The organism is Arthrobacter sp. 210 2, assembly GCF_059093025.1.
In genome coordinates this window covers 101719-121312 of the sequence record NZ_JBNHIE010000013.1, presented here as the reverse complement: position 1 = coordinate 121312, position 19594 = coordinate 101719, and the positions used below count along the sequence as shown (strand labels likewise).

The window sequence follows — 19594 nt, the reverse complement described above, 5'->3', positions numbered from 1 at the left end:
CCACCTTTCCTGGGAAAGGTGGCCCGCCGTCGTCGTCCCCTCATCGATTGATCCCCACCGGCCCCCTAGCCTCGCAAGCTCGGCCAGGGAAGCCTGCCGTCGTGGGCCCTATGTCGTTTTCAGGGCTGAAAACGACAGTTATGGAACAATCGACGAGGTTAGAGAGTGGGTGCGGAGAACGTGTCGCACTGGTTGATGTCGCCGGTCTCGTAGCCCTTGTAGAACCACCGCTGGCGTTGCTCGCTGGAACCGTGGGTCCACGCCTCGGGAGTGACGCGCCCGGTGGCTGCCTCCTGGATGCGGTCATCGCCCACCGCTGAAGCGGCGGACAGTGCGTCGTTCAGGTCCTGCTGGGTGAGGGCCTCCAGGAACGGCTGGCCGTCGGGGCCCGGCTGGGTTGACGCGTGCTTGGCCCAGAGCCCCGCATAGCAGTCTGCCTGCAGTTCCACGCGCACGGCGCCGGACTCAGGGCCCTGCGGATCCTGCTGGGCGCGGTCCAGGTATCCCAGGACGTTCTGGATGTGGTGGCCGAATTCATGGGCCACTACATACTCCTGGGCCAGCGGGCCGCCGGAAGAACCGAAGCGGTTGACAAGTTCCGTGAAGAACCCGGGATCGAAGTAGGCGGTGGTGTCCGTGGGGCAGTAGAAGGGGCCCACAGCGCTGGATGCCGTGCCGCAGCCCGTGCTCACGGCCTCCTCAAAGATCACCGTCTCCGGCCGCGGGTACTGGACGTTGTACTGCTCCAGGTAGGCAGGCCAGAAGGCGTTCAGGCTGTTAACGGTGCCGGTGATCCGGCAGTCCACGCGGGCATCGGCGTCGGCGCCGCTCTCACACGCAGGCGCGGTGCCCTGCGCCTGCGGAGCCGGGGCAGCACCGCCTGCCAGGCCTTCGAGGAGCTGCGGATTTACGCCGAAGAGCGCAGCGATCAGCAGCAGGAGTCCGCCACCGATGCCACCTCCCACCTTGGCGCCGCGGCCCATGCCGCGCCGGTCCTGGACCTGTGAAGGATCCAACTGCACATTGTCGTTGAAACTCATAAAGTCACATTACCCTCGGGCCCGGAACTCAATCCGTCCCGGCCGGTAAAGTTGATCCGATGCCTTTCCTCAACAGAATCCAGCGCTGGGCGGACGAACGGCCGGACCACACCGCCGTGGTGGTCGCTGGCCGCCGCCTTTCCTGGGCAGAGCTCCGCGATTCAGCTGCTGATCTGGTTGCGGACACGAAGTCGGTTACGCCCCTCTGCGAGGCCAACTCCACAGGTTTCGCCGTGAAGCTCGCTGCCGCGGTTGCCGGAGGGCGCCAATGCGCAGTCCTTGATCCGGCCTGGCCCCGCCAGCTGCGGGAAAACATCATCCGCCGCGTGGAGGCGTCGGCGCTTGCCGCCGCAGTGGCCCCGGATGACGCCCTTGCCGACGGGCCGCCGGAGAGCACGTTCCTCATCGGCCTGACTTCGGGCACCACGTCGGTGCCCAAGGCCTTCACCCGGTCCCGCCGTTCCTGGCAGCAGTCCTTCGAGGCGTCGATCGAACTCTTCGGCCTGCGCCAGGATGACGTCACCCTGGCCCCCGGCCCGCTGGCGGCCAGCCTGAACCTCTACGCGCTGGCCGAGTGCCTTTACGCCGGGTCCGAGTTCCAGACCCTGGAAAGTTTCGACGTGGGAGATGTCCACTCCGCGATCACCCACGACCGCGTCACCCGGCTGGTGCTGGTCCCCACCATGTTGCGAATGCTCAGCGAGCGCGGCCTGACCGGCTGCGTTGACGCGTCCGGTGTGCGGACCATCATCAGCGCCGGCTCCAAACTGGATTCGCGGACCCTCGAAGCGGCCCGCCGCTGGGCCCCCAACGCCACCATCTTCGAGTACTACGGCGCCTCTGAGCTGAGCTTCGTCTCCGGTACCGGGCTGCCCGCCGGCCACGCGCCGGCTGTGGGCGGGACCGGCATTGGCCGTCCCTTTCCCGGGGTGGACGTGCGGATCCTCGACGACGCCGGGACGCCCCTTCCGGACGGGGAATCGGGCAACATCTGCGTACGCAGCGCCCTGGTCAGCAACGGCTACCTGTGGGGCGACGACGGCCAGGCCCTGCGGTCCTTCAACGGCTGGTTCACCGTGGGGGACCAGGGTTACCTCGAGGCGGGGGAACTGCATATCCTCGGGCGGCGCGCCGACATGATCCTCACCTCCGGCAAGAACGTCTATCCGCACGAGGTTGAGCTTGCCCTCGCGGCGGTGCCCGGAGTGGCGGCCGCCGTCGCCGCGGGCATGCCGGACGACCTCCGCGGCCAGCGGGTGGTAGCCGGCGTTGTCCCTGCCCACGGGGGGATCACGGCAATGCAGCTGCGGGCAGGCCTGGAGGACATCCTGGCCAGGGACAAGCGCCCGCTTCAGTACTACGTCCTCACCGAACTGCCCATCACGGACCGGGGCAAGGTCAGCCGGAACCTGCTGCTGGAATGGATTGATACCCGCGACCCCAGAGTCCGGAACCTTGGCACCTGAGATCCTGCCCCCGGACCGGCAGCCCGTCATCATCGCGGCCCGGCGGACCCCCGTGTGCCGAATCAACGGCCCTCTCGGAACGCTGCGCGCCCACGAGCTTCTGGCTCCGGTGTTGCGGCAACTGGTGACTTCCTCCGGGGTTGAACCCGGCGCTGTCGCTGACGTGGTGATGGGGAACGCAGTGGGCGGCGGCGGCAACGTGGCCCGGCTGGCGCTGCTGGAGGCGGGCCTGCCGGTCAGCGTCCCCGGAATGACGGTGGACCGCCAGTGCGGTTCAGGCCTGGACGCGGTGGTCCTGGCAGCCCGGCTCGTGGCAGCCGGCGGGAATCCCCTGTACCTGGCCGGGGGAGTGGAGAGTACGAGTACCGCGCCGCTGCGCGCCCACCGGAACGACGACGGCGGGCCGGAGTTCTACCGGCGCGCCCAGTTTGTTCCGGCCAGCTTCGGTGATCCGGACATGGGCGAGGCCGCGGAAACAGTCGCGCAGAAGTTTGGCGTGGGCCGGGAGCGCCAGGACGCCTTCGCGCTGGCGAGCCATCGAAGGGCACTTGCAGCGGCCCAGGCCGGGTACTTCGACGGCGAAATTGTGCCGCTGGGCACCGGTACCGGGACCGTTGCAGCGGACGACGGGCCCCGGCGCGGCCTGACCGCCGCCGTGATGGCGCGCTTCCCGCCCGTCTTCGTCGACGGGGGAACTGTCACCGCCGGAAACTCATGCTTCGACGCGGACGCCGCATCCGCCGTCGTTATTACGTCTGTCCAGCGTGCGCAGGAACTGGGGGCAACGGACGGGCTGCTGGTGCTGGGCACCGGGACGGCCGGCGTGCACCCGGAGGTCCTCGGCGTGGGTGCCGCCAGCGCGGCGCGCGACGTTCTTGACGGCGCAGGCGTGACGGCGGACGAGCTGGACCTGGTGGAGTTCAATGAGGCGTTCGCGTCCCAGACGCTTGCCTGCCTTGACGAGCTGGGCATCGACGGGGAACGGGCAAACCTCGACGGCGGGGCGCTGGCCCTGGGCCATGCCTACGGTGCTTCCGGCGCCGTCCTGGTGACCCGGCTGCTGGCCCAGGCGCGCCGTGCGGAGGCTCCGGGCGCCCTGGCGCTGGCCATGATCAGCAGTGCCGGCGGGATGGGTACGGCGGCATTGTTCCGGTACCAGCACCTTAGCAACAGCTGATTCCCTGCGGGCGGAGGTTCAGTCCTCCGCTTCGCCCAGGCCGCGGGCTGCGAGCGCCTCGCCGGTCTGGCGGGCAAAGGCCACCGAGGTGATAAACACAGGCAGGACCAGTGCACGCGGATTGCGTTCGAGGCCGCGGGCCCGGGCGGAATCCCGGACATCCGCGAAGGTCCCGGCGATGTAAGGGATGCTGCGGAGCATGATCCCGATGGTCAACGCGAAGCGTTCCGGATCCGCGCCGAACCTCTTGAAAGGGCCTGCCGCCTTGACCACGCCGTCCAGGAGCTGCTGCACGGGGGTGGTCGCGGTGAGCAGGGACGCGGCAACGACGCAGACGAGGATGTTCAGGACGATCCGGGCCGCGGTGGGTGCACCCAGCTGCCACCACTGGAACAGCCCGATCACCAGCAGGACCGCGGCGAGCGGCCGGACGGCGCCCCACAGCCGCTTTAGGCCGGCCCCCGTCAGCAGGAACAGGCCGCAGAGGCCGGCGAGCACCAGCAGCGAAATGCGCCAGTCCACGATGGCGAAGGACGCAAGGCCGCAGGCGAAGACCAGCAGGAATTTCACTGCCAGCGGCGACCGGTGGACCAGGGAATCTCCCGGGACGTAGTTGGCCAGCAGGAAGCCGTGGCCCCTCATCGTTGTGGTCCCCGCGCTTGCAGGCTGTCCAGGCTTTCCGAGCAGAGCGCGCGGTAGGCGTTCAGGGCATCTGCGGCGGCGCCGTCAAAGGCTACTTTCCCTTGTTCGATGACCAGCACGCGGTCCATTTCCAGGGCGAGTTCGAGGTCGTGGGTGGACATGATGATCTGCTGGCCAAGGCCGGCCAAGGTCCTGCGCAGGAGTTCGCGGTTGCGCAGGTCCAGCAGGGTGGACGGTTCGTCCAGGACCAGCACCGCGGGATCCACCGCCAGTACGGCGGCGAGCGCCATCAGCTGGCGTTCACCGCCGGACAGTTCGTAGATGCTTTGGTCTGCCAGGTGCAGCAGCCCGAGCCGGTCCAGGGCCGCTTCGGCGAGCCTGCGCCGCTCGGTGCCATTTTTGACGGAGCGGCGGAGCGACAGCTCCACGTCCTCCCGCCCGGTGGGCATGACCAGCTGGGAGAGGGGATCGGTAAAGACAAAGCCGACGCTCCGGCGTACTTTGCGGACGGCACGGACTGTATCCTCGCCGTCGACCGCTACCGTGCCCGCCGTTGGCTGGATGAGGCCGTTGACCAGGCGCAGCAGCGTGGACTTCCCGGATCCGTTGGCGCCAATGACTCCCACGCGCTGCTCCGTGAGCTGCAGGGTCACATCTTCCAGGAGGACCTTGGGTTCCGGCCGGTGGTCCAGCGGAACAGCTACCGCTACCTGGTCAAACGTCACGTCGGGCATGGTGGATCCTAGGCGTTGGCAGGCTGGGGAACGCTGCGCTTGACCCGGCGCACCAGGATGTCCGGGAATGCGCGGTGCAGGGCAACGGCGATGACGGCCGCGAGGATGTTTTTGATGATGTCGCCGGGGTAGAAGACCACGTCGCTCAGGAATGCCTGGCCGAGCGTCGCCTTGGTGTTGAGCGCGATCCCGGCGATGCCCAGCGAGTGCACCACCACCACGCTGGTAACGGTGGCCGAAAGGAACAGCCACAGCGCACGGGCTTTGGTGGTCCGGCGGATGACTACGGTGGCCAGCCATCCCACAACAAGGGCGGCGATGGGGAAGGCGAGGATGTAACCAGCCGAGGGTCCGGCCAGGATGCCCAGGCCGCTGCGGCCCTGGCTGAAGATGGGCAGCCCGGCGAGGCCCAGGAGGACGTAGAGCCCGACGGCGGCGAAGCCCCTTCCAGGGCCGAGCACCAGGCCGGTGAGCATCACGGCCAGGGTCTGGAAGGTGATGGGGACGCCGAAGCCGTTGACGGCGAGTCCGGGCACCAGCGCCGATCCCGCCACCAGGGCCGCGAAGACGGCGATGAGCCCGAGGTCTGTGGCGTTCCAGCGGCGTTTTTTGTTTGAGGTGCTTTTGACGGCTGTGTCAGTGTTGCTCATGGCGGTCCTGTCGGGGTTGTACAAGCGGAATCTAGTGTACTGCCGACGTTACCGGCGCCGCTGTGGGGCCATTTTGTAGGGGGCCTACTAAAGCCGGTCCTTGGCTTTGATGGCTCGGTACTAACCGAGTTGCAGCACGTGCCAGTCCGTGCTGCACGCGGATTCTGTCCGGAGTCTAGATAGGATGGCACCACATCAAAGCCTGAGGGGGCAGCGCTATCAATTCACGTACATTTCCGTTCCTGACCGCCGCTGTTACAGCGGGATTGCTGCTCAGCGGCTGCTCCGGCCCTTCCGGATTCAAGGCTTTGGAGCGTGCGGCTACTGCCTCGGACGTGCTTCCCGCAGGCGTCAATTTTGGCGAACAAGACGTGGATAAGGTTTTGCTTGTTGCTGAAGCAAACGGCAACAAGTACTTTTTGGGACAAAACGCGGGGAAGTCGGTTGCGTGCCTGGCCGTTTTTCCGACGGATAACCCACCCGGTTGGCACACGTCCTGCACTACAGGCGGAGCACCACAGGCAAAGCTTGTGGAAACGAGCGGACCAAGCCAAGAGCCCACCATCCTGGTTTCCGACGGATACGACACGAAAGTGCTGGAAGCTTCCGGTTACACGAAAATCCACGAGAATATCCTGGTGGCCGGCGCTTAGGACCCTAATGAATCAGCGGCCAATGAGCGCGGAGGCATCTCATCACTCGCAGTCGGTCACCATGGGCCGCCGACGCCTCAAGTATGGTCTAATCTCAGCGTCCCTCTCCCTGTTCTTGGGGTTTACCGTCCATGCGTCCGCTGCCGCGGCGCTCAAAGCGGGTGTAGAACGTCTCGTCTATTTCGTTCTGCCGGACTGGGGTCTCATTTTCTGCGCGCATCTCGTTAGCGGGATGGCCGCAGTGACGGCACTGGCCTTGTTGCTGCCACCCCTCGTTGGGCTGCTATCGCGCATCTGGCTCCGCAGGTTGGCTGCAGTTCTGCTGGGTTTAGCGGCCGCGGCGGCAACCTTGCCCTGGTTCATCTCCGCTTTGGGGATTGGTCTAAACGCCACAACTTCCTACGCCACCGTCACGGCTGAAAACGGCGAAAAAGTCCTCGTTAAAAAACCGGGCTTCGACCCGGCAGATTACTCCGTGTACCGACAGAAGTCCCTCTTCGTGTACCAAAGGAGCACTGTGGGGACGTCCGTCTCGGACGTTTTCGAACCGGACGACTGCAGGCTCACGGTCCGCGGCACGCATCTGCTGCTCACTTGCGGAGCTGACAAAATTCTGGTTCCGCCGCTTGATTAATCAGGGGATGTGGACAACTGATACCCCTGACGTGCCTATTCTGGGAGCCACCAATAACAGCTGGGAGCCAGCGCTAGCGCGTGATGTTGAATGTCCCCATTGGCGTTGCGCAGGAGGCAAGTTCAAGTTGTGGAATTCCTGTTGCACGGTTGTTTTTGCCGGTGTCGTCGCACCAGTCGATATTGTGCGGCATTGCGGTGACGATCGCTTCTCCAACCGCTGACTCTTCCGGCACAGTGAAGGTAAACGTGAATTCCCCGGCGTCAGTCATTGGAGCCCTTGCACTGATGACTTCAGCGCCACTTTGATCGGTGACGCTTACTTGGACCTGGGCATTGGAGCCATACTGGGGGTTACACTCCGCCGCGGGTGCTGCGACTGTCACTGTCGCCCTTGGTTTAGCAATTGTTGGACTCACCGAATAAGCAGGCGGGAAGCAAGGCGGCTGCTGACCGCTGGGCGATTCCTCACGCGGAGACGAGTTGCAGGCACCTGCAGTGACTACCAGAACAACACCAAGCAGCAGCGCGGAATACCCGTCAGCGAACTTCATGTACCGGAGTCTTTGTTCAGTTCCTCGGCGAGCATCACGAGGATTCCGCTGGGGCCGCGGAGGTACGTGAGCTTGTACATGTCTTTGTAGGTCGCCACCCCGCGCAGCGGATGGCATCCGTGCTTCGCCGCTATCTGAAGTGCCTCGTCGATATCGTCGACCGAGAAGGCCACCCGGTGCATGCCGATGTCGTTGGGCCGGGTCGGGTTCGACTCGATCGCTTCGGGGTGGATGTATTCGAAGAGCTCAAGCCGGCCGTGGCCGTCCGGGGTCTGGAGCATCGCAATCTTGGCATGGTTCCCGTCAAGTCCCACAGCAGTGTCGGTCCACTCCCCGCTGACCGTGTCACGGCCCACCACCGTAAGACCGAGATCGGTGAAAAAGGCGATTGCTGCTTCGAGGTCGCGAACGGCGATACCGACGTTCTCCAGTTTGATGGCCATGCGTTGAAAGCTACCAAGGCGGACCGGTCAGCTCCAGAGGCGGAGGAACGAGAAGCGGGTCAAATACCAAGTAATCGACGCTTGGCCGCTGCAAATTCTTCCGCGGTGAGAGCACCCTGGGAATAAAGGTTCGCTATAACGACAAGATCAGCTGCTAAGGATTCCTTCGCGGCTGCTCTGCCTGCGTTCTTCACACGATGCTTTCCTGCCACGGAAGAAACGGACGCTGGCTTTGTCGTGCTCCTGGTCACCGCGTACAAAACGAGCAGGATTGCACCGAGAACTGCCACCGCAATTCCCAGGGGCATGGATATGTGGGAATGTGAGGCGGTTCCGATGACCGCTATTGCCATCCCGGCACCAGCCAATCCGACACCGGATACCCATCCTGCTGTCTCACGGAGGGGGTGCTTCCCTCTGAACTCAAAGAAAAACCCGCCGGTCTCACTCGGAGCCGTGTGCTCATTCATGTGTGAAGGATAGACCCGCCCCTCACCAGAGAACACCCCCGTTTTCCAAGAGCCTCCCCTAAAGGGGCGGTCCAAAAACTGTTCCCCCCTACTACCCGCCCGTAGCGTAGCGCCGCGTTTTTGAGCAGGAGCATACTGGTTACGCCGCTCATCTCGATGGACGATAAACGCGCCCGAGTGGCTCATTCACCGGCAGTTCCCGGGGAAATCTGCCGGCATCTTGGCGAAGGTGGAATATCCCTTTTCACGCTTCGCATCCCTTGTAGAAACGATATCGGTCTCAGAGGGGTAGAAGATCAACGATGAATCGCACCAGGACGGGACTCCTGTCGATGGTGGCCGCAGCAGCGCTTGCCATGGGACTGGCTCCCGGGACCGCGCTCGCCCATGGAGGGTCAGGGCACGGAGGCTCGGACCACAGCGACGACTGGCGGAACAATGACGATCAGCGCCGGCTGGTCAACGTCCTGCGCCACGTCACCGACGAATATCGCTGGCTGGAGAACGCCAAGGCGGACGGTTATAAGGAAATCACTAAATGCATCGAAAAACCCGGCGTGGGAGCCATGGGCTTCCACTACGCCAAGGAGGACCTGATCGATGACAAGACCCAGGCCCGAAAGCCTGAGGTTCTCGTGTACATGCCCAATAAGTACGGGCGGTACAAGCTGGTAGCCGTTGAGTTCATATCCACGGCAGCCCATCAACCTTCGATTGCCGGCGTCAAATTCGAAGCCGGGCCGTTCCCTGGGTCCCACGCGCTCCACGCATGGATATGGAGGGACAACCCGAGCGGCATGTTCGCAGCCTACAATCCGGACTTGCGCTGCCCGAAGTAATCCCCTGATGGTGATCGGGCCTGTGCACGGCCCATCGCCAACCCGCACCCTATAAATTACCGGACGGACGCTCCTGCACGTCGCGTGCAGGAGCGTCACCGCCTGCCTCAGAACGCGTAACGGATGCGGCAGTAGGGCGCGATGTCCTCAATCAGCGCGGTCAGCTGCCGCACATAGCGGCCCTTGGTCCCGGAACGGTAGCGGACGTTGCTGAACCCGTTGGACGAGACCTTCGATTCCTGCAGGTCCGGGCGCCACAGCACGTTCTCGGCCTGCGGATGCCACCCCAGGTTGACCTCATGGAGCCGCTCATTGTGCGTCAGGAAGATGACTTCTGCCGCGAGCTGGGCCTTGGCTGCAGCTGTCAGGGTGGCATCAAGCTGGCGCAGCAACTCCTCCCAGTCGCGCAGCCAGGTGTCGGTGATGATGACGGGGGAGAAGTTGACGTGCACCTCGTACCCGGCATCCACAAAGTCGTTGATCGCAGCCATGCGTTCAGCCACCGGCGAGGTCCGGACGTCAATCGACTTGGCCAAAGCCGCGGGCATGAGCGAAAAGCGGATCCTGGTGTGGCCACCGTGGTCCCAGCCGAGCATCGCCGGGTTCACGTACTTGGTGGCAAAGGACAGCTTGGCGGTGGGCAGGTCGCGGAAAAGCGTAACGAGGTCCTCCACGTTGTCGCTGATCAGCGCGTCGACGGAGCAGTCGCTGTTTTCGCCGATGTCGTAGATCCAGAGTTCCGGGTCGCACTGGTTGGGCTCCAGCTTCATGCCCTGGCGGGTCGCGTGCCGTTCAAGGGCGCCGGCAATCTGGTCGATGTTGGCAAACACGGTTACCGGGTTGCTGTACCCCTTGTGCCGGGGCACGTAGCAGTAGGCGCAGGCCATGGCGCAGCCGTTTGCGGTGGAGGGGGCAATGAAGTCCGCGGACCGGCCGTTCGGCTTGACGGTCAGCGCCTTCTTGACGCCGAGGACCAGGGCCTCGGTCTTGATGCGGGACCAGCGCGGCACGTTCGTTTCATCCCCGTGCAGCTCGGGGATGTTCCAGTGGTTGTCGACAAGCACGACGTCGGCGTCCGGCCAGCGTTCCACGACCTCCTTGCCGCGGGGCAGCTCCAGGGCAGCGGGCTGCGCGTAGATGCGGCGGATTTGCAGCAGCCGGTTGAATTCCACGGTTCCATTCTCCCAAGGCGGCAAGGATGGCGCGGGCAGTTAAGCCCACGGCATGTGCTGTGGCGGCCATCATCCCCTGCCCGGGTCATTCCCGCCGCGCTAGACTGGAGCGATCATGAACGGCGCCCGTCTCCGTCTTCTTGCCTGGGTTATGGCCCTGGCGGCCTTCCTCGCGGGCTGCACACCCGCCGTCGGCCATCTCGACGCCGTCACTGAACAACCCGTCCCGGCCTCTTCGGCCCCGCAGGCCGCGGGAGACGTCGTCGCCCCTCAGCCGGCCCCCTCGTCTACTCCCACCCCCGCCCCGGCTTCTGCCCCGCCCGAGGTCCCGGCGCCCGCCCCCGTACCCCAGCCATTCGCCCTCAACCTGTACCAGGAGGGGGACTTCGTGCCGCAGTACACCTTCGACTGGTGTGTAGCGGCGAGCATCCAGATGGCGCACAACCTCATCGATAACACCGGGGGCGGCACCTGGACCGATTCCACCCAGCAGGGAGACCTGTGGGAGATGGCGCGGGCACGGTCGAACAACTCGTTCAACGGCGCCAACCCGCTCGGCTGGGCGCAGGTGCTGACCGAGGCTGGAATGGGGCCGTACGCCGTCGTCAGCGTTCCTGACTATGAGGACGCGCTGCAGGCGGCGGCGCGCGCCATCGCGGAGACCGGACGGCCGGTGGGGCTGGTCATGTGGAGCGGCCGCCACGCATGGGTGATGAGCGGGTTCGAGTCCCTTGGCGATCCCGCCCGGTTCCCGGAGTTCCCGGTCACCGGCATCCGCGTCCTGGATCCGCTTTACCCGCACGGCAGCGAGCGGTGGGGTCCGTCGCCCGAGCCCAACAGCCTGCTCACGCCCGAGCAGTTGGCCATGCAGTTCGTGGTCCGCGAACCGCGGCGCTGGAGCAGCGACCTGCCCACCGGCTACATGCTCGTCCTGCCGCGCGCCGCTGCCTGAGCACGCCGCCGCAACCGTTGCGCCGCTCGGTTGCCCGCCGTTCCTGGCGGACCCCTAATACGCGGTGACGGCCACGGTGCGTGTCGCCAGGACCTGACCGGTGATCCAGTGCAGGAAGTCGACCGCGATGGTGTACCTTCCCGCCGCCGGTGGGCGCAGCAGGAAATCGAACTTTTCGGCTGCGCCGGATTTGAGGATGCTGGTGACCAGCGGCTGGCCGACCTGGGAGGGCTGAACGGCCGGTCCGTCCGGGTCGGGGGTATTCCAGAAGGGACGGCCATCGTGCGAGATCAGTTCGGCAATCTCGGCCGGTTGGCCGGCCACATCGAGGAACCGGGTACGGGTGGGGAAGTAGTCGACATTCACCATGCGGACCAGCGTGGGAGCGATGCCGTCCCTGACCACATTGGCGCGCATCGCGCTGATGGCCCATATCCTGTCCCCCCTGGGCCGGGTGGGTACTGTGCCGCCCAGGATAACGAAGTGTTTTGGCTCGAAGCGGTTGAGGCCTGCGTCGTCCCCGGACAGACCGGCCGCGTGGTTCAGTTCGTGCCAGCGCGGGTCAATCGAATAGGGGGCGATCAATGTCTCCGTGGCGATGTCGTACAGCGGGCCGTCAGTTGAGTGGCGGCGGGTTCCCTTGGGGGGCGGGGCCGTCGAACTGACCTGCGGATCGACGATGATGGGCCCGAACATACCCATTTGTACGTGCATGGGGGTGTTGACGTGGCAGTGGTAGAAGTAGGTTCCAGCAGAACCGCGGTTGGGGTTGCCGGGGACGCCGACCTCAGGCCTCCACTGGTAGGTGTACTCCCCGGTGACTTCGAATGAGGTGTGGCCTACGCCGTCGTTCCGGGGGTCGGGTTCGATGCCGTGCCAGTGGATGGTGTGGACCCTCTTGCTGGGTTCCACCGTGCCGTGGAACAGTTGCCCCTCCGTCAGCCGCAAGAGCGGCCCGGGAAGCCCGCGGCCGGACCTCTCGTCCTCGAAACTCCAAAACTCGATTTCAGGGCCGTTGGGCACCTTCAGTTTCCTGTTGAAGAAATCGAACACCATGCTGACGTCCGGGCGCTGGCGGAACTGAGTTTCCGGGCTTCCTTCATGAGGCTGGTCCGAGGCGAACTCCACCTGGCTCCGGTACAGGTGATGACCGCCTGCCACGGTGCCCGGAAGCCCTGGCTCAGGAATCGTGCCCGCTGCCAGGACCCAGTCCGCCACGAGGCCGCCGGGGTACAGCCCGCCGGCCGCCGTCTGCGAGGGCTCCGCGTGGCAGTGCATCGGATACTTCCAGTCGCCACTGCGGGCGTTCCACACCTGGTCCACCACCTCGGGTGGACGCCGGACGGGAAGCAGCGACTCCTTTCGGTCCATCGGTTCGAGCTGTACTGTGTCCTCCCAGTGTTGCAGGAGCACGTCCCCGTCCGGACTGACCCGCCCGCTACTGCGGGGGAAGTCTTCGCCGTTGGCGCGCACCGTCCAGACATGGTTGCCGTGGTAGTGCAGCTGGTGGTCCACGATGCCGGCATTGACCATCCTCATCAGCTGGCCGGTCCGGACGCCACCCGGGCTTGGCGAGGCGCTGAAGTTCCGCACATCCGTTTCACGCGGGTGGCCGGAGGGGAGCGTGTCCTGCTCCCGGCGCTCATTGAATTCCTCATCCGTGGTGACCGCCAGCGACTGAAAGCCCGCGTAACCGTTGAGGGTGAAGTAGCGGGGTACGGCGGGTGTTGAAGCGGGATTGACCGTTTCGCCGCGGGAAGCGATGCGGGCCCAGTTCGGATCCACGTCGTGGCACAACCACAGCCACTGCCGTTCGAACTCGGTCCCACCCGGGAAAAGCTGCCAGGCGCTGGACGGGTCTATCACCACAAGCGCACCGTAGAGGCCGAGGGTCCGTTCCACGGACGCGTTGCCCGGGTCCGTGAACAGATAGGTCCCGGGCGGCGGTGCTTCGAACTCAAGGAGAGCCGATGTCCCCGGAGCAACAGGGCCCGTCGTTTCATCCTGTTCGGCGGGTCCAGCGGTATGGAACCGGAGTTCGTGCGGTTGCGGAAGGTGGTTATGCACCCTTATCCGGACGGTGCTGCCTGTCTCGGCGATGAGGGTGCGGTCCGGAAAATAGCTGGCCCAGTATTCCTTCCTGGCCAAGTACTCTCCGGGATTGTCCGGGTCGGTCTGCAGGGGCGCGGGCCTGCCGTGCGGTGGTACCGGGGCGTCCAGGGGATACGTCCTGCTGGCCACCAGTTGTCCGTCCGCGGAGAAGACCCGTGGGCTCATCCACAGCGACGGGCTGGTGTCGGTCACCGTGGTGCGGCGCTCGCCGAAGCCCCGGTGGTAGACCAGGGAGCCGTCCACCATCGGGACGTAGCCTTCATTGATGTGGACGTCCAGGATGTTCATGACCGCACCTCTTCCGCGGCCATCGGCGGCAGGGCCAGCTGGTAGGTTACGTCCCGTTGCTCGTCCGAGTAGTCCAGCTCCAGCTCGAAGGCATCGCGTGGGGCCAGGTAGCTGATCAGAATGTGCTCCGATGCGTGCGGTGCTACGGGGCCGGGGTTGCGGTCAGAGTCGCGTGGAGTGACTGTTGTACCTGAGCGACGCAGCTTCAGCCGCAGCTGCCCCGGGCTGAATAGCACTGGTACCGGCCCGGCATTCCGGAGCTGCACTTCGACCAGGACGACGTCGGACCAGGTGAGGTTTACTGGTTCGGGCCCCGCCGGGGCGCCCGGCGTCCAGTCATCGTGGCCGTGTCTATCGAGGCGGAGCTCTTCTCTAGTGCTGGCCCGCCGGACCTGCGTGCTGCCTCCGGTGTCCCTGCCGGCGTTCATGTGTGAAGCAGCCGCCGCCAGGGTCCGAAAAGCCGGCTGGCCCTGGGCATCCAGGCGGGCGAGGCGTCCGGCCCGAACGATGGTGAGGGAACCAAAAACCGTGGCCACACTCGTGGTTGTGGTCTGCGGGCTTCGTCCCACAACGCCGTAGCTGCCCCCGGCCAGCAGCAGGAAAGCGCCGCCACCGAGCACCAGTCCGAACTGGCGGCGGTTGAGGCCTCGATTGGAAAATTGGCTTGCATGAGAATTCATCTCGCCTCCCATGTTGTTGCGGTCTAGGCTCATCGTGCTGGCAGCCACCTGCGGAAACCTTGGAGGTCCTGCCGCCGCTTAGCCCTTCCTGATCCTGCCGGCGCGGAGGAGGGCAGCTACGCCCGCGGTCAGCCCGAACAGTCCTGCCGTGAAGGCCACCCAGGTCAGGGCCGGGACAGATGCGCCGGCGGTTACCGAGGCAGCGGGCACGACGGCGGTTTCCGCCGCGGGTGCTGAGGCGTGGCCATGCTGGGTGGTCGAGGCAGCGGTGGTGGTGAAGACCGGGGCGGGGTCCTGGGGCTCGCCTTGGCCTTCGACCACCGGATCGTCCCAGTTCCGGACGCTGCCGTCAGAGTAGGTCTGCGCCGCGGGCAGCAACACAGCAGTACCGGCCTTCGGAAGCCGGCCCACAGACAACGAGAAGGTCTGGTACTGGTCCTCGGTCAGCTGGCTCTGCACGTCGTTGGCCGTCCAGGTTACGGACAGGGGCGCTTCGGTGACGGTGGCCCCGTCCACGGTTACCGGCTGCGGCAACGTGCCTTTGGCAATCCGGGCGGTCCAACCCGGGACGGGCTTCACGCGGACCGACGTGAACGGTGTTGCCGTGGGCAGATCCACTTTGACGGTGGTGGTTGTGGCGGTCTTGGATTCGCTGGGAACCTTGAAGGTCAACTGGGTGTACCCGCCTTCGTCGGTACCTTCCGGGGTCACCGACACGTGGGCGGACGCGGCATCGAGGCCAACCGTCAGAAAGGCTGCCGTGGCTGCCCCGATGGTGGCTGCTCGCAACGAACGAGGGGGTCTGGTTGTCATGGAGAGTCCTTCTTACAGGTGGGCTACAAACCACAGCATGCGGGGATGACCCCGGAAATACCTTGTGAATAGCAAGTGCGGACGCCCGGTTGAACCGCTGTCCGCTCCGCCATCGGGAGCGCTACGCTGCCACATCCTCACGCAGGCTACGGGCATGACTGTTCGCAGTTCCGGCGCGCGGATCCCCGGGGCCCGGTTCACGGCGGAAGATGATCATCACGGTGAGAATGCCCAGCATCAGGGCTGCGATGGACCACATTGCGGGGCCCGCCAATTCTGCGGCAGCCGCGGGCGACTGCCCCCACGGGCGGCCTGCAGAGGTGGACCAAGGCAATTCCATGGACGGAGCCTGCTCCATCAACCTCCATCCGCAGAATGCGTAGAGTCCGACTATTCCCGCCAGGACAGGCAGCCGCCTGCCCGGGGCGCCGCCGGTGCCCGGATCCTGGTTCCCTGTGAGTGCGGCGGTGGCCAGGCAGCCGGTCACCAGGGCAAGCAGGCTCATGGCGCTGTAGCCGATTTGTCCGGTGGCCGCCCAGTCGAGTAAGGGGGTGTAGTAGATGGCGAAGAGGGACGCCGCGAGAAGGGGAACTGCGAGAAATGGATCCCTCGTCAGTGCTGCGAGGACCGGCTGCACGGTCCGTTCCAGGAACTCCTTAGCCCCGGCGCTACCGTCAGTTCTGGCGAGGACGGTCAGGGTGGCCAGGGTCAGCGGGGCGGCCGGGACGACCAGCAGCGGCACGATGGCAGTGAGCAACATCTGTGTCAGCACGTGGGCGTTGAACAGGTAGCCCTGATAGGCATGCACGCCGCCGTTGGTGACGATGAACAGGACCGCCACTCCCGCCAACCACAGCAGGGTGCGATGTACGGGCCAGGACCGGCCGGTTGTGTGGAGCCGCCGTATGCCCGCCAGATAGATCACGACGGCGAACCCGCAGACCAGGCTCCACAACGGATCGGGGGCCCAGCCGGACAGATATTCCCACAGCCCGGGCTCGGGAAGCACGGGGCCCGGCTCCCCGGATGTGGCGGCTGGCGGCGGTTCCGTCCGGGCAAGCGCCGCGGCCATCCCGGAAGCGATCCCCATTACGGCGAGCTCGGCAACGGCGAGGGCGGCGAAGAGGCGGCCGCCCCGTTCCGGTGCAATCTCCAGCCGGTTGATCGACCAACGGCGGTGGAACGCCCCGAATACCCCGAGGATGATGAGCACAGCGGCCTTGGCAAGGACGATTGCGCCATAGGGGCTGAACACGGCTTCGATCGTGCTGATTGTTGCCAGGGCACCCATATATCCCGAGACCGCAAGGGCTATGAAGCACACCAACGCCAACGTCGAGTACCGGCGTACCGTCGCGCCCAGCTGGCCGGGCGGCAGCACAGGCCGCAGCACCATCAGGGCCAGCAGGCCGCCGAGCCAGACGGCCGCTGTGGCCGAATGCACGAACAGCGCGGTGGTACTGTCCGCATGGTCGGTGCTGCCGGCGGCGTGGGATGTCATGACCAGGGGCAACAGGCCAGCGAAGGCTGTAACGGTGGTGAGTGCAAGCATGCGGGGGCCCCGCAGCCGGGAGCAAGAGATAGCCACAGCTGTTGCTATGAGGATGGTCAGAGTGCCGGACCGGCCGGCATCGATCCCGGTCAGGAACGTCAGGAATGCCTCATCAAACCCGGCTGCAGGGCTCCTGTTGGCCATGAACAGGAAACTCGCCGAGGTATGGATGCAGGCTCCCGCGGCCCAGACAGCCGCCGACCATCCTGCCCATCGAAGAGCCTTTAAGTAGGCGGCTCCGCCGCGGGGGAGGGCACACGCCGCGAGCACGAGGGCACCGATAGTGCCGGCACTGGCGAGGTTGCACAGAAGCTTCGCGGCGGGCAGTCCCCAGGTCACGGCCCATCCTGCCCTGTCCAAGGGCCCCGGGTCCGCGCCGCCGCCGTAATTGTAGGCCCACGCCAGCGACAGCATCCCTGCCACCAGCAGCGCTGTCCCGGCCACTGCCTGCATCTTCAGCGACATCGCGCCCCTTCCGCGGCCCTCCGGCCCTTATCCTGGTGGCGCAGCAACGCCGCCTGATGTTGTGCCAGCTTCGCGTGCGCCACTTGGGAATTCCTTGGCATCCCACCCGCGGTTCTCCATGCTTGGCCTGGACGGTAGACTTGGATGGGCCGTTCTCCGGCCATTGCCGCCCACGCCCACCGCAGACGATCCGGGCCGCGGCTTATCCCTGCTGTGAAAGGCTTTACCTGCTGTGATTACTGTTCAGGATCTTGAACTGCGTGCCGGCGCCCGGCTCCTGATGGACCAGGTGAGCTTCCGCATCGACAAGGGAGACAAGATCGGGCTCGTCGGCCGTAACGGCGCGGGCAAGACTACCCTTACGCGCGTCCTTGCCGGGGAAGGCCTGCCGGCCGCCGGCAAAGTGACCCGCACCGGCGAAATCGGCTACCTGCCGCAGGATCCCCGCACCCCTGACATGGAGCAGCTCGCACGGGACCGCATCCTGTCCGTCCGGGGCCTGGACATCGCCGTCGGCAAACTCCGGACCGCACACGACGAAATGGCGAGCGACGATCCCGCCGTCCAGCGCAAGGCGATGAACCGCTATGACCGGCTCGAGTCCGAGTTCCTGGCAGCGGGCGGATACGCTGCAGAGGCCGAGGCTGCAGCCATCTGCTCCAACCTCGCACTGCCGGACCGGTTGCTGAACCAGCCGCTCAAGACCCTCTCCGGTGGCCAGCGCCGCCGTGTGGAGCTGGCGCGCATCCTGTATTCGGATGCAGAAACCATGCTCCTCGACGAGCCAACCAACCACCTCGACGCCGATTCCATCGCCTGGCTGCGGGACTTCCTGAAGAACCACCAGGGCGGCCTGATCGTGATCAGCCACGATACTGAGCTCCTCGAAGCCACCGTGAACAAGGTCTTCCTGCTGGACGCCAACCGCGCGCAGATCGACTTCTACAACATGGACTGGAAGCGCTACCTCACCCAGCGCGAAACCGACGAACGTGCCCGCAAGCGGGAACGCGCGAACGCCGAAAAGAAGGCCCAGGTCCTGTTTGACCAGGCCAACAAGATGCGTGCCAAAGCCACCAAGGCCGTCGCAGCGCAGAACATGGCCAAGCGTGCAGAACGCCTGCTCAGCGGACTTGAAGCCGTGCGCGAGCAGGACCGCGTGGCCGCCCTGAGGTTCCCGGACCCGTCACCCTGCGGCAAAACCCCGCTCACCGCGGAAGGCCTCAGCAAGTCCTACGGTTCGCTCGAGATCTTCACCGATGTGGACCTGGCCATCGACCGCGGCTCCAAGGTGGTCATCCTCGGCCTCAACGGCGCCGGCAAAACCACCCTCCTGCGGATGCTCGCGGGCGTGGACCAGCCGGACACCGGTGACGTTATTGCCGGCCACGGCCTCAAGGTGGGCTACTACGCCCAGGAACACGAAACGCTCGACGTCGACCGCACCGTGTTGGAAAACATGCGTTCCGCTGCCCCCGACATGAAGGACGCCGAAGTCCGCGGCATCCTCGGTTCATTCCTGTTTTCCGGCGACGACGTGGACAAGCCCGCCGGCGTCCTCTCCGGCGGCGAAAAAACCCGCCTTGCCCTGGCCACCATCGTCGCGTCCAGCGCGAATGTGCTCCTCCTCGACGAGCCCACCAACAACCTCGATCCCGCCAGCCGCGCCGAAATCCTTGGCGCTCTCAAGAACTACAGCGGCGCCGTCGTCCTGGTCAGCCACGACGAAGGGGCGGTCGAAGCACTCAACCCCGAGCGCGTTGTCCTGCTGCCCGACGGCGTCGAAGACCACTGGAACGAAGACTACCTGGACCTAATAACCCTGGCTTGAGCCTTCCCGGTTGGTGCGCGCTGTGGTCGCCTACGCTCAGCAGCGCGCGTGATTTCCCGCTTGCTGGCTCGTACCTCGCCTTTGACGCAAGCTACATAAATCACCCGCACTACCTCGCTTGTGGGTTCGTCACCGGTCAGCGTGGTTCAGTTGTCAGCGGACGGGCAGTTCCTCTGCGTCGGTGATTCTTTGCAGCTCCTTGTAGGTGATGCTGAACATTGAGTTGTGGTCGCCTGCTCCTGCCCAGAGGAGGTTGTGCTTCTGGAGCGACTCGTCCAGGAGCGTCCTGATCTTTTCGGGGTGGCCAACCGGGGCCACTCCGCCTACATGCTGGCCGGTGTGCTTCAGGACGAAGTCGGGGGAGGCCCGTCAGATTTCTCTTGTTCTCAATCCTGCGCGACCGGACAACCTGCTGCCTGTCAGCGCCC

At 65.4% G+C, this 19594-nt stretch carries 19 protein-coding genes and 1 pseudogene; 7 read left to right on the top strand and 13 right to left on the bottom strand.

The window, feature by feature from the left end:
- Nucleotides 1-158: 158 nt before the first annotated feature.
- Complete coding sequence (gene ypfJ, locus AC5RWA_RS19980; RefSeq protein ID WP_494058776.1) at nucleotides 159-1040, bottom strand: KPN_02809 family neutral zinc metallopeptidase; 882 nt, start codon at nucleotides 1038-1040, stop codon at nucleotides 159-161.
- A 59-nt stretch (nucleotides 1041-1099) separates the two neighbouring features.
- Here ypfJ and AC5RWA_RS19975 point away from each other — a divergent pair, with 59 nt between their 5' ends.
- Together AC5RWA_RS19975 and AC5RWA_RS19970 are read left to right on the top strand one after the other, a co-directional pair.
- On the top strand, nucleotides 1100-2506 hold the full coding sequence (locus tag AC5RWA_RS19975) for a class I adenylate-forming enzyme family protein (RefSeq protein WP_494058775.1): 1407 nt from the start codon (nucleotides 1100-1102) through the stop codon (nucleotides 2504-2506).
- Entirely contained in the window at nucleotides 2496-3683 is a 1188-nt protein-coding gene (locus AC5RWA_RS19970; RefSeq protein ID WP_494058774.1) for a thiolase family protein, read from the top strand. The genes AC5RWA_RS19975 and AC5RWA_RS19970 overlap by 11 nt, the downstream gene beginning before the upstream one ends.
- 18 nt (nucleotides 3684-3701) lie before the next feature.
- Here AC5RWA_RS19970 and AC5RWA_RS19965 read toward each other — a convergent pair whose 3' ends face one another.
- Genes AC5RWA_RS19965 through AC5RWA_RS19955 form a run of 3 tightly spaced genes read right to left on the bottom strand, consistent with a single transcriptional unit; the run spans nucleotide 3702 to nucleotide 5709 of the window.
- On the bottom strand, nucleotides 3702-4325 hold the full coding sequence (locus tag AC5RWA_RS19965; RefSeq protein WP_494058773.1) for an energy-coupling factor transporter transmembrane component T family protein: 624 nt from the start codon (nucleotides 4323-4325) through the stop codon (nucleotides 3702-3704).
- A complete protein-coding gene (locus AC5RWA_RS19960) occupies nucleotides 4322-5059 on the bottom strand; it encodes an energy-coupling factor ABC transporter ATP-binding protein (RefSeq protein WP_494058772.1) in 738 nt (245 codons plus the stop codon). Before AC5RWA_RS19960 ends, AC5RWA_RS19965 begins: the two co-directional genes overlap by 4 nt.
- Nucleotides 5060-5067: 8 nt before the next feature.
- The gene (locus tag AC5RWA_RS19955) at nucleotides 5068-5709 is read right to left on the bottom strand and encodes a biotin transporter BioY (protein ID WP_079596073.1); all 642 of its coding nucleotides are present in this window, start codon (nucleotides 5707-5709) and stop codon (nucleotides 5068-5070) included.
- A gap of 335 nt (nucleotides 5710-6044) precedes the next feature.
- On the opposite strand from AC5RWA_RS19955, the gene AC5RWA_RS19950 reads away from it, so the two are divergent.
- Entirely contained in the window at nucleotides 6045-6362 is a 318-nt protein-coding gene (locus AC5RWA_RS19950; RefSeq protein ID WP_494058771.1) for a hypothetical protein, read from the top strand.
- Nucleotides 6363-6384: 22 nt separating this feature from the next.
- A complete protein-coding gene (locus AC5RWA_RS19945; RefSeq protein ID WP_494058770.1) occupies nucleotides 6385-6996 on the top strand; it encodes a hypothetical protein in 612 nt (203 codons plus the stop codon).
- A 73-nt stretch (nucleotides 6997-7069) separates the two neighbouring features.
- Here AC5RWA_RS19945 and AC5RWA_RS19940 read toward each other — a convergent pair whose 3' ends face one another.
- From AC5RWA_RS19940 to AC5RWA_RS19930, 3 genes are read right to left on the bottom strand one after another with little or no spacing between them, the layout of a single operon-like run.
- A complete protein-coding gene (locus tag AC5RWA_RS19940; RefSeq protein ID WP_494058769.1) occupies nucleotides 7070-7549 on the bottom strand; it encodes a hypothetical protein in 480 nt (159 codons plus the stop codon).
- Nucleotides 7546-7992, bottom strand: a complete 447-nt coding sequence (locus tag AC5RWA_RS19935) for a VOC family protein (RefSeq protein WP_494058768.1) — start codon at nucleotides 7990-7992, stop codon at nucleotides 7546-7548. Before AC5RWA_RS19935 ends, AC5RWA_RS19940 begins: the two co-directional genes overlap by 4 nt.
- 59 nt (nucleotides 7993-8051) lie before the next feature.
- Nucleotides 8052-8462 carry an SHOCT domain-containing protein gene (locus AC5RWA_RS19930; RefSeq protein WP_275731166.1) on the bottom strand — a complete coding sequence of 137 codons (411 nt, stop codon included), beginning with the start codon at nucleotides 8460-8462 and terminating at the stop codon, nucleotides 8052-8054.
- A gap of 302 nt (nucleotides 8463-8764) precedes the next feature.
- Between AC5RWA_RS19930 and AC5RWA_RS19925 the strand changes: the two genes are divergently transcribed.
- Nucleotides 8765-9301, top strand: a complete 537-nt coding sequence (locus tag AC5RWA_RS19925) for a hypothetical protein (protein WP_115523434.1) — start codon at nucleotides 8765-8767, stop codon at nucleotides 9299-9301.
- Nucleotides 9302-9408: 107 nt separating this feature from the next.
- On the opposite strand, the gene AC5RWA_RS19920 is transcribed toward AC5RWA_RS19925, so the two are convergent.
- The gene (locus AC5RWA_RS19920; RefSeq protein WP_494058767.1) at nucleotides 9409-10473 is read right to left on the bottom strand and encodes a spore photoproduct lyase family protein; all 1065 of its coding nucleotides are present in this window, start codon (nucleotides 10471-10473) and stop codon (nucleotides 9409-9411) included.
- A 115-nt stretch (nucleotides 10474-10588) separates the two neighbouring features.
- On the opposite strand from AC5RWA_RS19920, the gene AC5RWA_RS19915 reads away from it, so the two are divergent.
- Nucleotides 10589-11425: a hypothetical protein gene (locus tag AC5RWA_RS19915; RefSeq protein WP_494058766.1), complete on the top strand. Its 837-nt coding sequence runs from the start codon at nucleotides 10589-10591 to the stop codon at nucleotides 11423-11425.
- Nucleotides 11426-11479: 54 nt separating this feature from the next.
- Here the strand turns inward: AC5RWA_RS19915 and AC5RWA_RS19910 are convergent, their stop codons facing one another.
- From AC5RWA_RS19910 to AC5RWA_RS19895, 4 genes are all read right to left on the bottom strand, one after another.
- Nucleotides 11480-13825, bottom strand: coding sequence for a multicopper oxidase domain-containing protein (locus AC5RWA_RS19910; protein ID WP_494058765.1), 2346 nt, complete (start codon nucleotides 13823-13825; stop codon nucleotides 11480-11482).
- Nucleotides 13822-14505: a hypothetical protein gene (locus tag AC5RWA_RS19905; protein ID WP_494058764.1), complete on the bottom strand. Its 684-nt coding sequence runs from the start codon at nucleotides 14503-14505 to the stop codon at nucleotides 13822-13824. Before AC5RWA_RS19905 ends, AC5RWA_RS19910 begins: the two co-directional genes overlap by 4 nt.
- A gap of 78 nt (nucleotides 14506-14583) precedes the next feature.
- A complete protein-coding gene (locus tag AC5RWA_RS19900) occupies nucleotides 14584-15318 on the bottom strand; it encodes a YcnI family copper-binding membrane protein (protein WP_494058763.1) in 735 nt (244 codons plus the stop codon).
- Between the two features lie 121 nt (nucleotides 15319-15439).
- On the bottom strand, nucleotides 15440-17335 hold the full coding sequence (locus AC5RWA_RS19895) for a bifunctional copper resistance protein CopD/cytochrome c oxidase assembly protein (RefSeq protein ID WP_494058762.1): 1896 nt from the start codon (nucleotides 17333-17335) through the stop codon (nucleotides 15440-15442).
- A gap of 232 nt (nucleotides 17336-17567) precedes the next feature.
- Here AC5RWA_RS19895 and AC5RWA_RS19890 point away from each other — a divergent pair, with 232 nt between their 5' ends.
- Nucleotides 17568-19166 (top strand): ABC-F family ATP-binding cassette domain-containing protein, encoded by a 1599-nt coding sequence (locus AC5RWA_RS19890; protein ID WP_079596083.1) that lies wholly within the window; start codon nucleotides 17568-17570, stop codon nucleotides 19164-19166.
- Between the two features lie 153 nt (nucleotides 19167-19319).
- Here AC5RWA_RS19890 and AC5RWA_RS19885 read toward each other — a convergent pair.
- Nucleotides 19320-19535 (bottom strand): annotated as a pseudogene (locus tag AC5RWA_RS19885) (YbaK/EbsC family protein); the annotation flags it as partial.
- Between the last annotated feature and the right edge of the window lie 59 nt (nucleotides 19536-19594).

Coding starts and splice junctions, on each gene's coding strand:
- ypfJ (WP_494058776.1), bottom strand. CDS start 1,040: ATGAGTTTCAACGACAATGTGCAGTTGGATCCTTCACAGGTCCAGGAC.
- AC5RWA_RS19975 (WP_494058775.1), top strand. CDS start 1,100: ATGCCTTTCCTCAACAGAATCCAGCGCTGGGCGGACGAACGGCCGGAC.
- AC5RWA_RS19965 (WP_494058773.1), bottom strand. CDS start 4,325: ATGAGGGGCCACGGCTTCCTGCTGGCCAACTACGTCCCGGGAGATTCC.
- AC5RWA_RS19960 (WP_494058772.1), bottom strand. CDS start 5,059: ATGCCCGACGTGACGTTTGACCAGGTAGCGGTAGCTGTTCCGCTGGAC.
- AC5RWA_RS19955 (WP_079596073.1), bottom strand. CDS start 5,709: ATGAGCAACACTGACACAGCCGTCAAAAGCACCTCAAACAAAAAACGC.
- AC5RWA_RS19945 (WP_494058770.1), top strand. CDS start 6,385: ATGAGCGCGGAGGCATCTCATCACTCGCAGTCGGTCACCATGGGCCGC.
- AC5RWA_RS19940 (WP_494058769.1), bottom strand. CDS start 7,549: ATGAAGTTCGCTGACGGGTATTCCGCGCTGCTGCTTGGTGTTGTTCTG.
- AC5RWA_RS19935 (WP_494058768.1), bottom strand. CDS start 7,992: ATGGCCATCAAACTGGAGAACGTCGGTATCGCCGTTCGCGACCTCGAA.
- AC5RWA_RS19930 (WP_275731166.1), bottom strand. CDS start 8,462: ATGAATGAGCACACGGCTCCGAGTGAGACCGGCGGGTTTTTCTTTGAG.
- AC5RWA_RS19925 (WP_115523434.1), top strand. CDS start 8,765: ATGAATCGCACCAGGACGGGACTCCTGTCGATGGTGGCCGCAGCAGCG.
- AC5RWA_RS19915 (WP_494058766.1), top strand. CDS start 10,589: ATGAACGGCGCCCGTCTCCGTCTTCTTGCCTGGGTTATGGCCCTGGCG.
- AC5RWA_RS19910 (WP_494058765.1), bottom strand. CDS start 13,825: ATGAACATCCTGGACGTCCACATCAATGAAGGCTACGTCCCGATGGTG.
- AC5RWA_RS19905 (WP_494058764.1), bottom strand. CDS start 14,505: ATGAATTCTCATGCAAGCCAATTTTCCAATCGAGGCCTCAACCGCCGC.
- AC5RWA_RS19900 (WP_494058763.1), bottom strand. CDS start 15,318: ATGACAACCAGACCCCCTCGTTCGTTGCGAGCAGCCACCATCGGGGCA.
- AC5RWA_RS19895 (WP_494058762.1), bottom strand. CDS start 17,335: ATGTCGCTGAAGATGCAGGCAGTGGCCGGGACAGCGCTGCTGGTGGCA.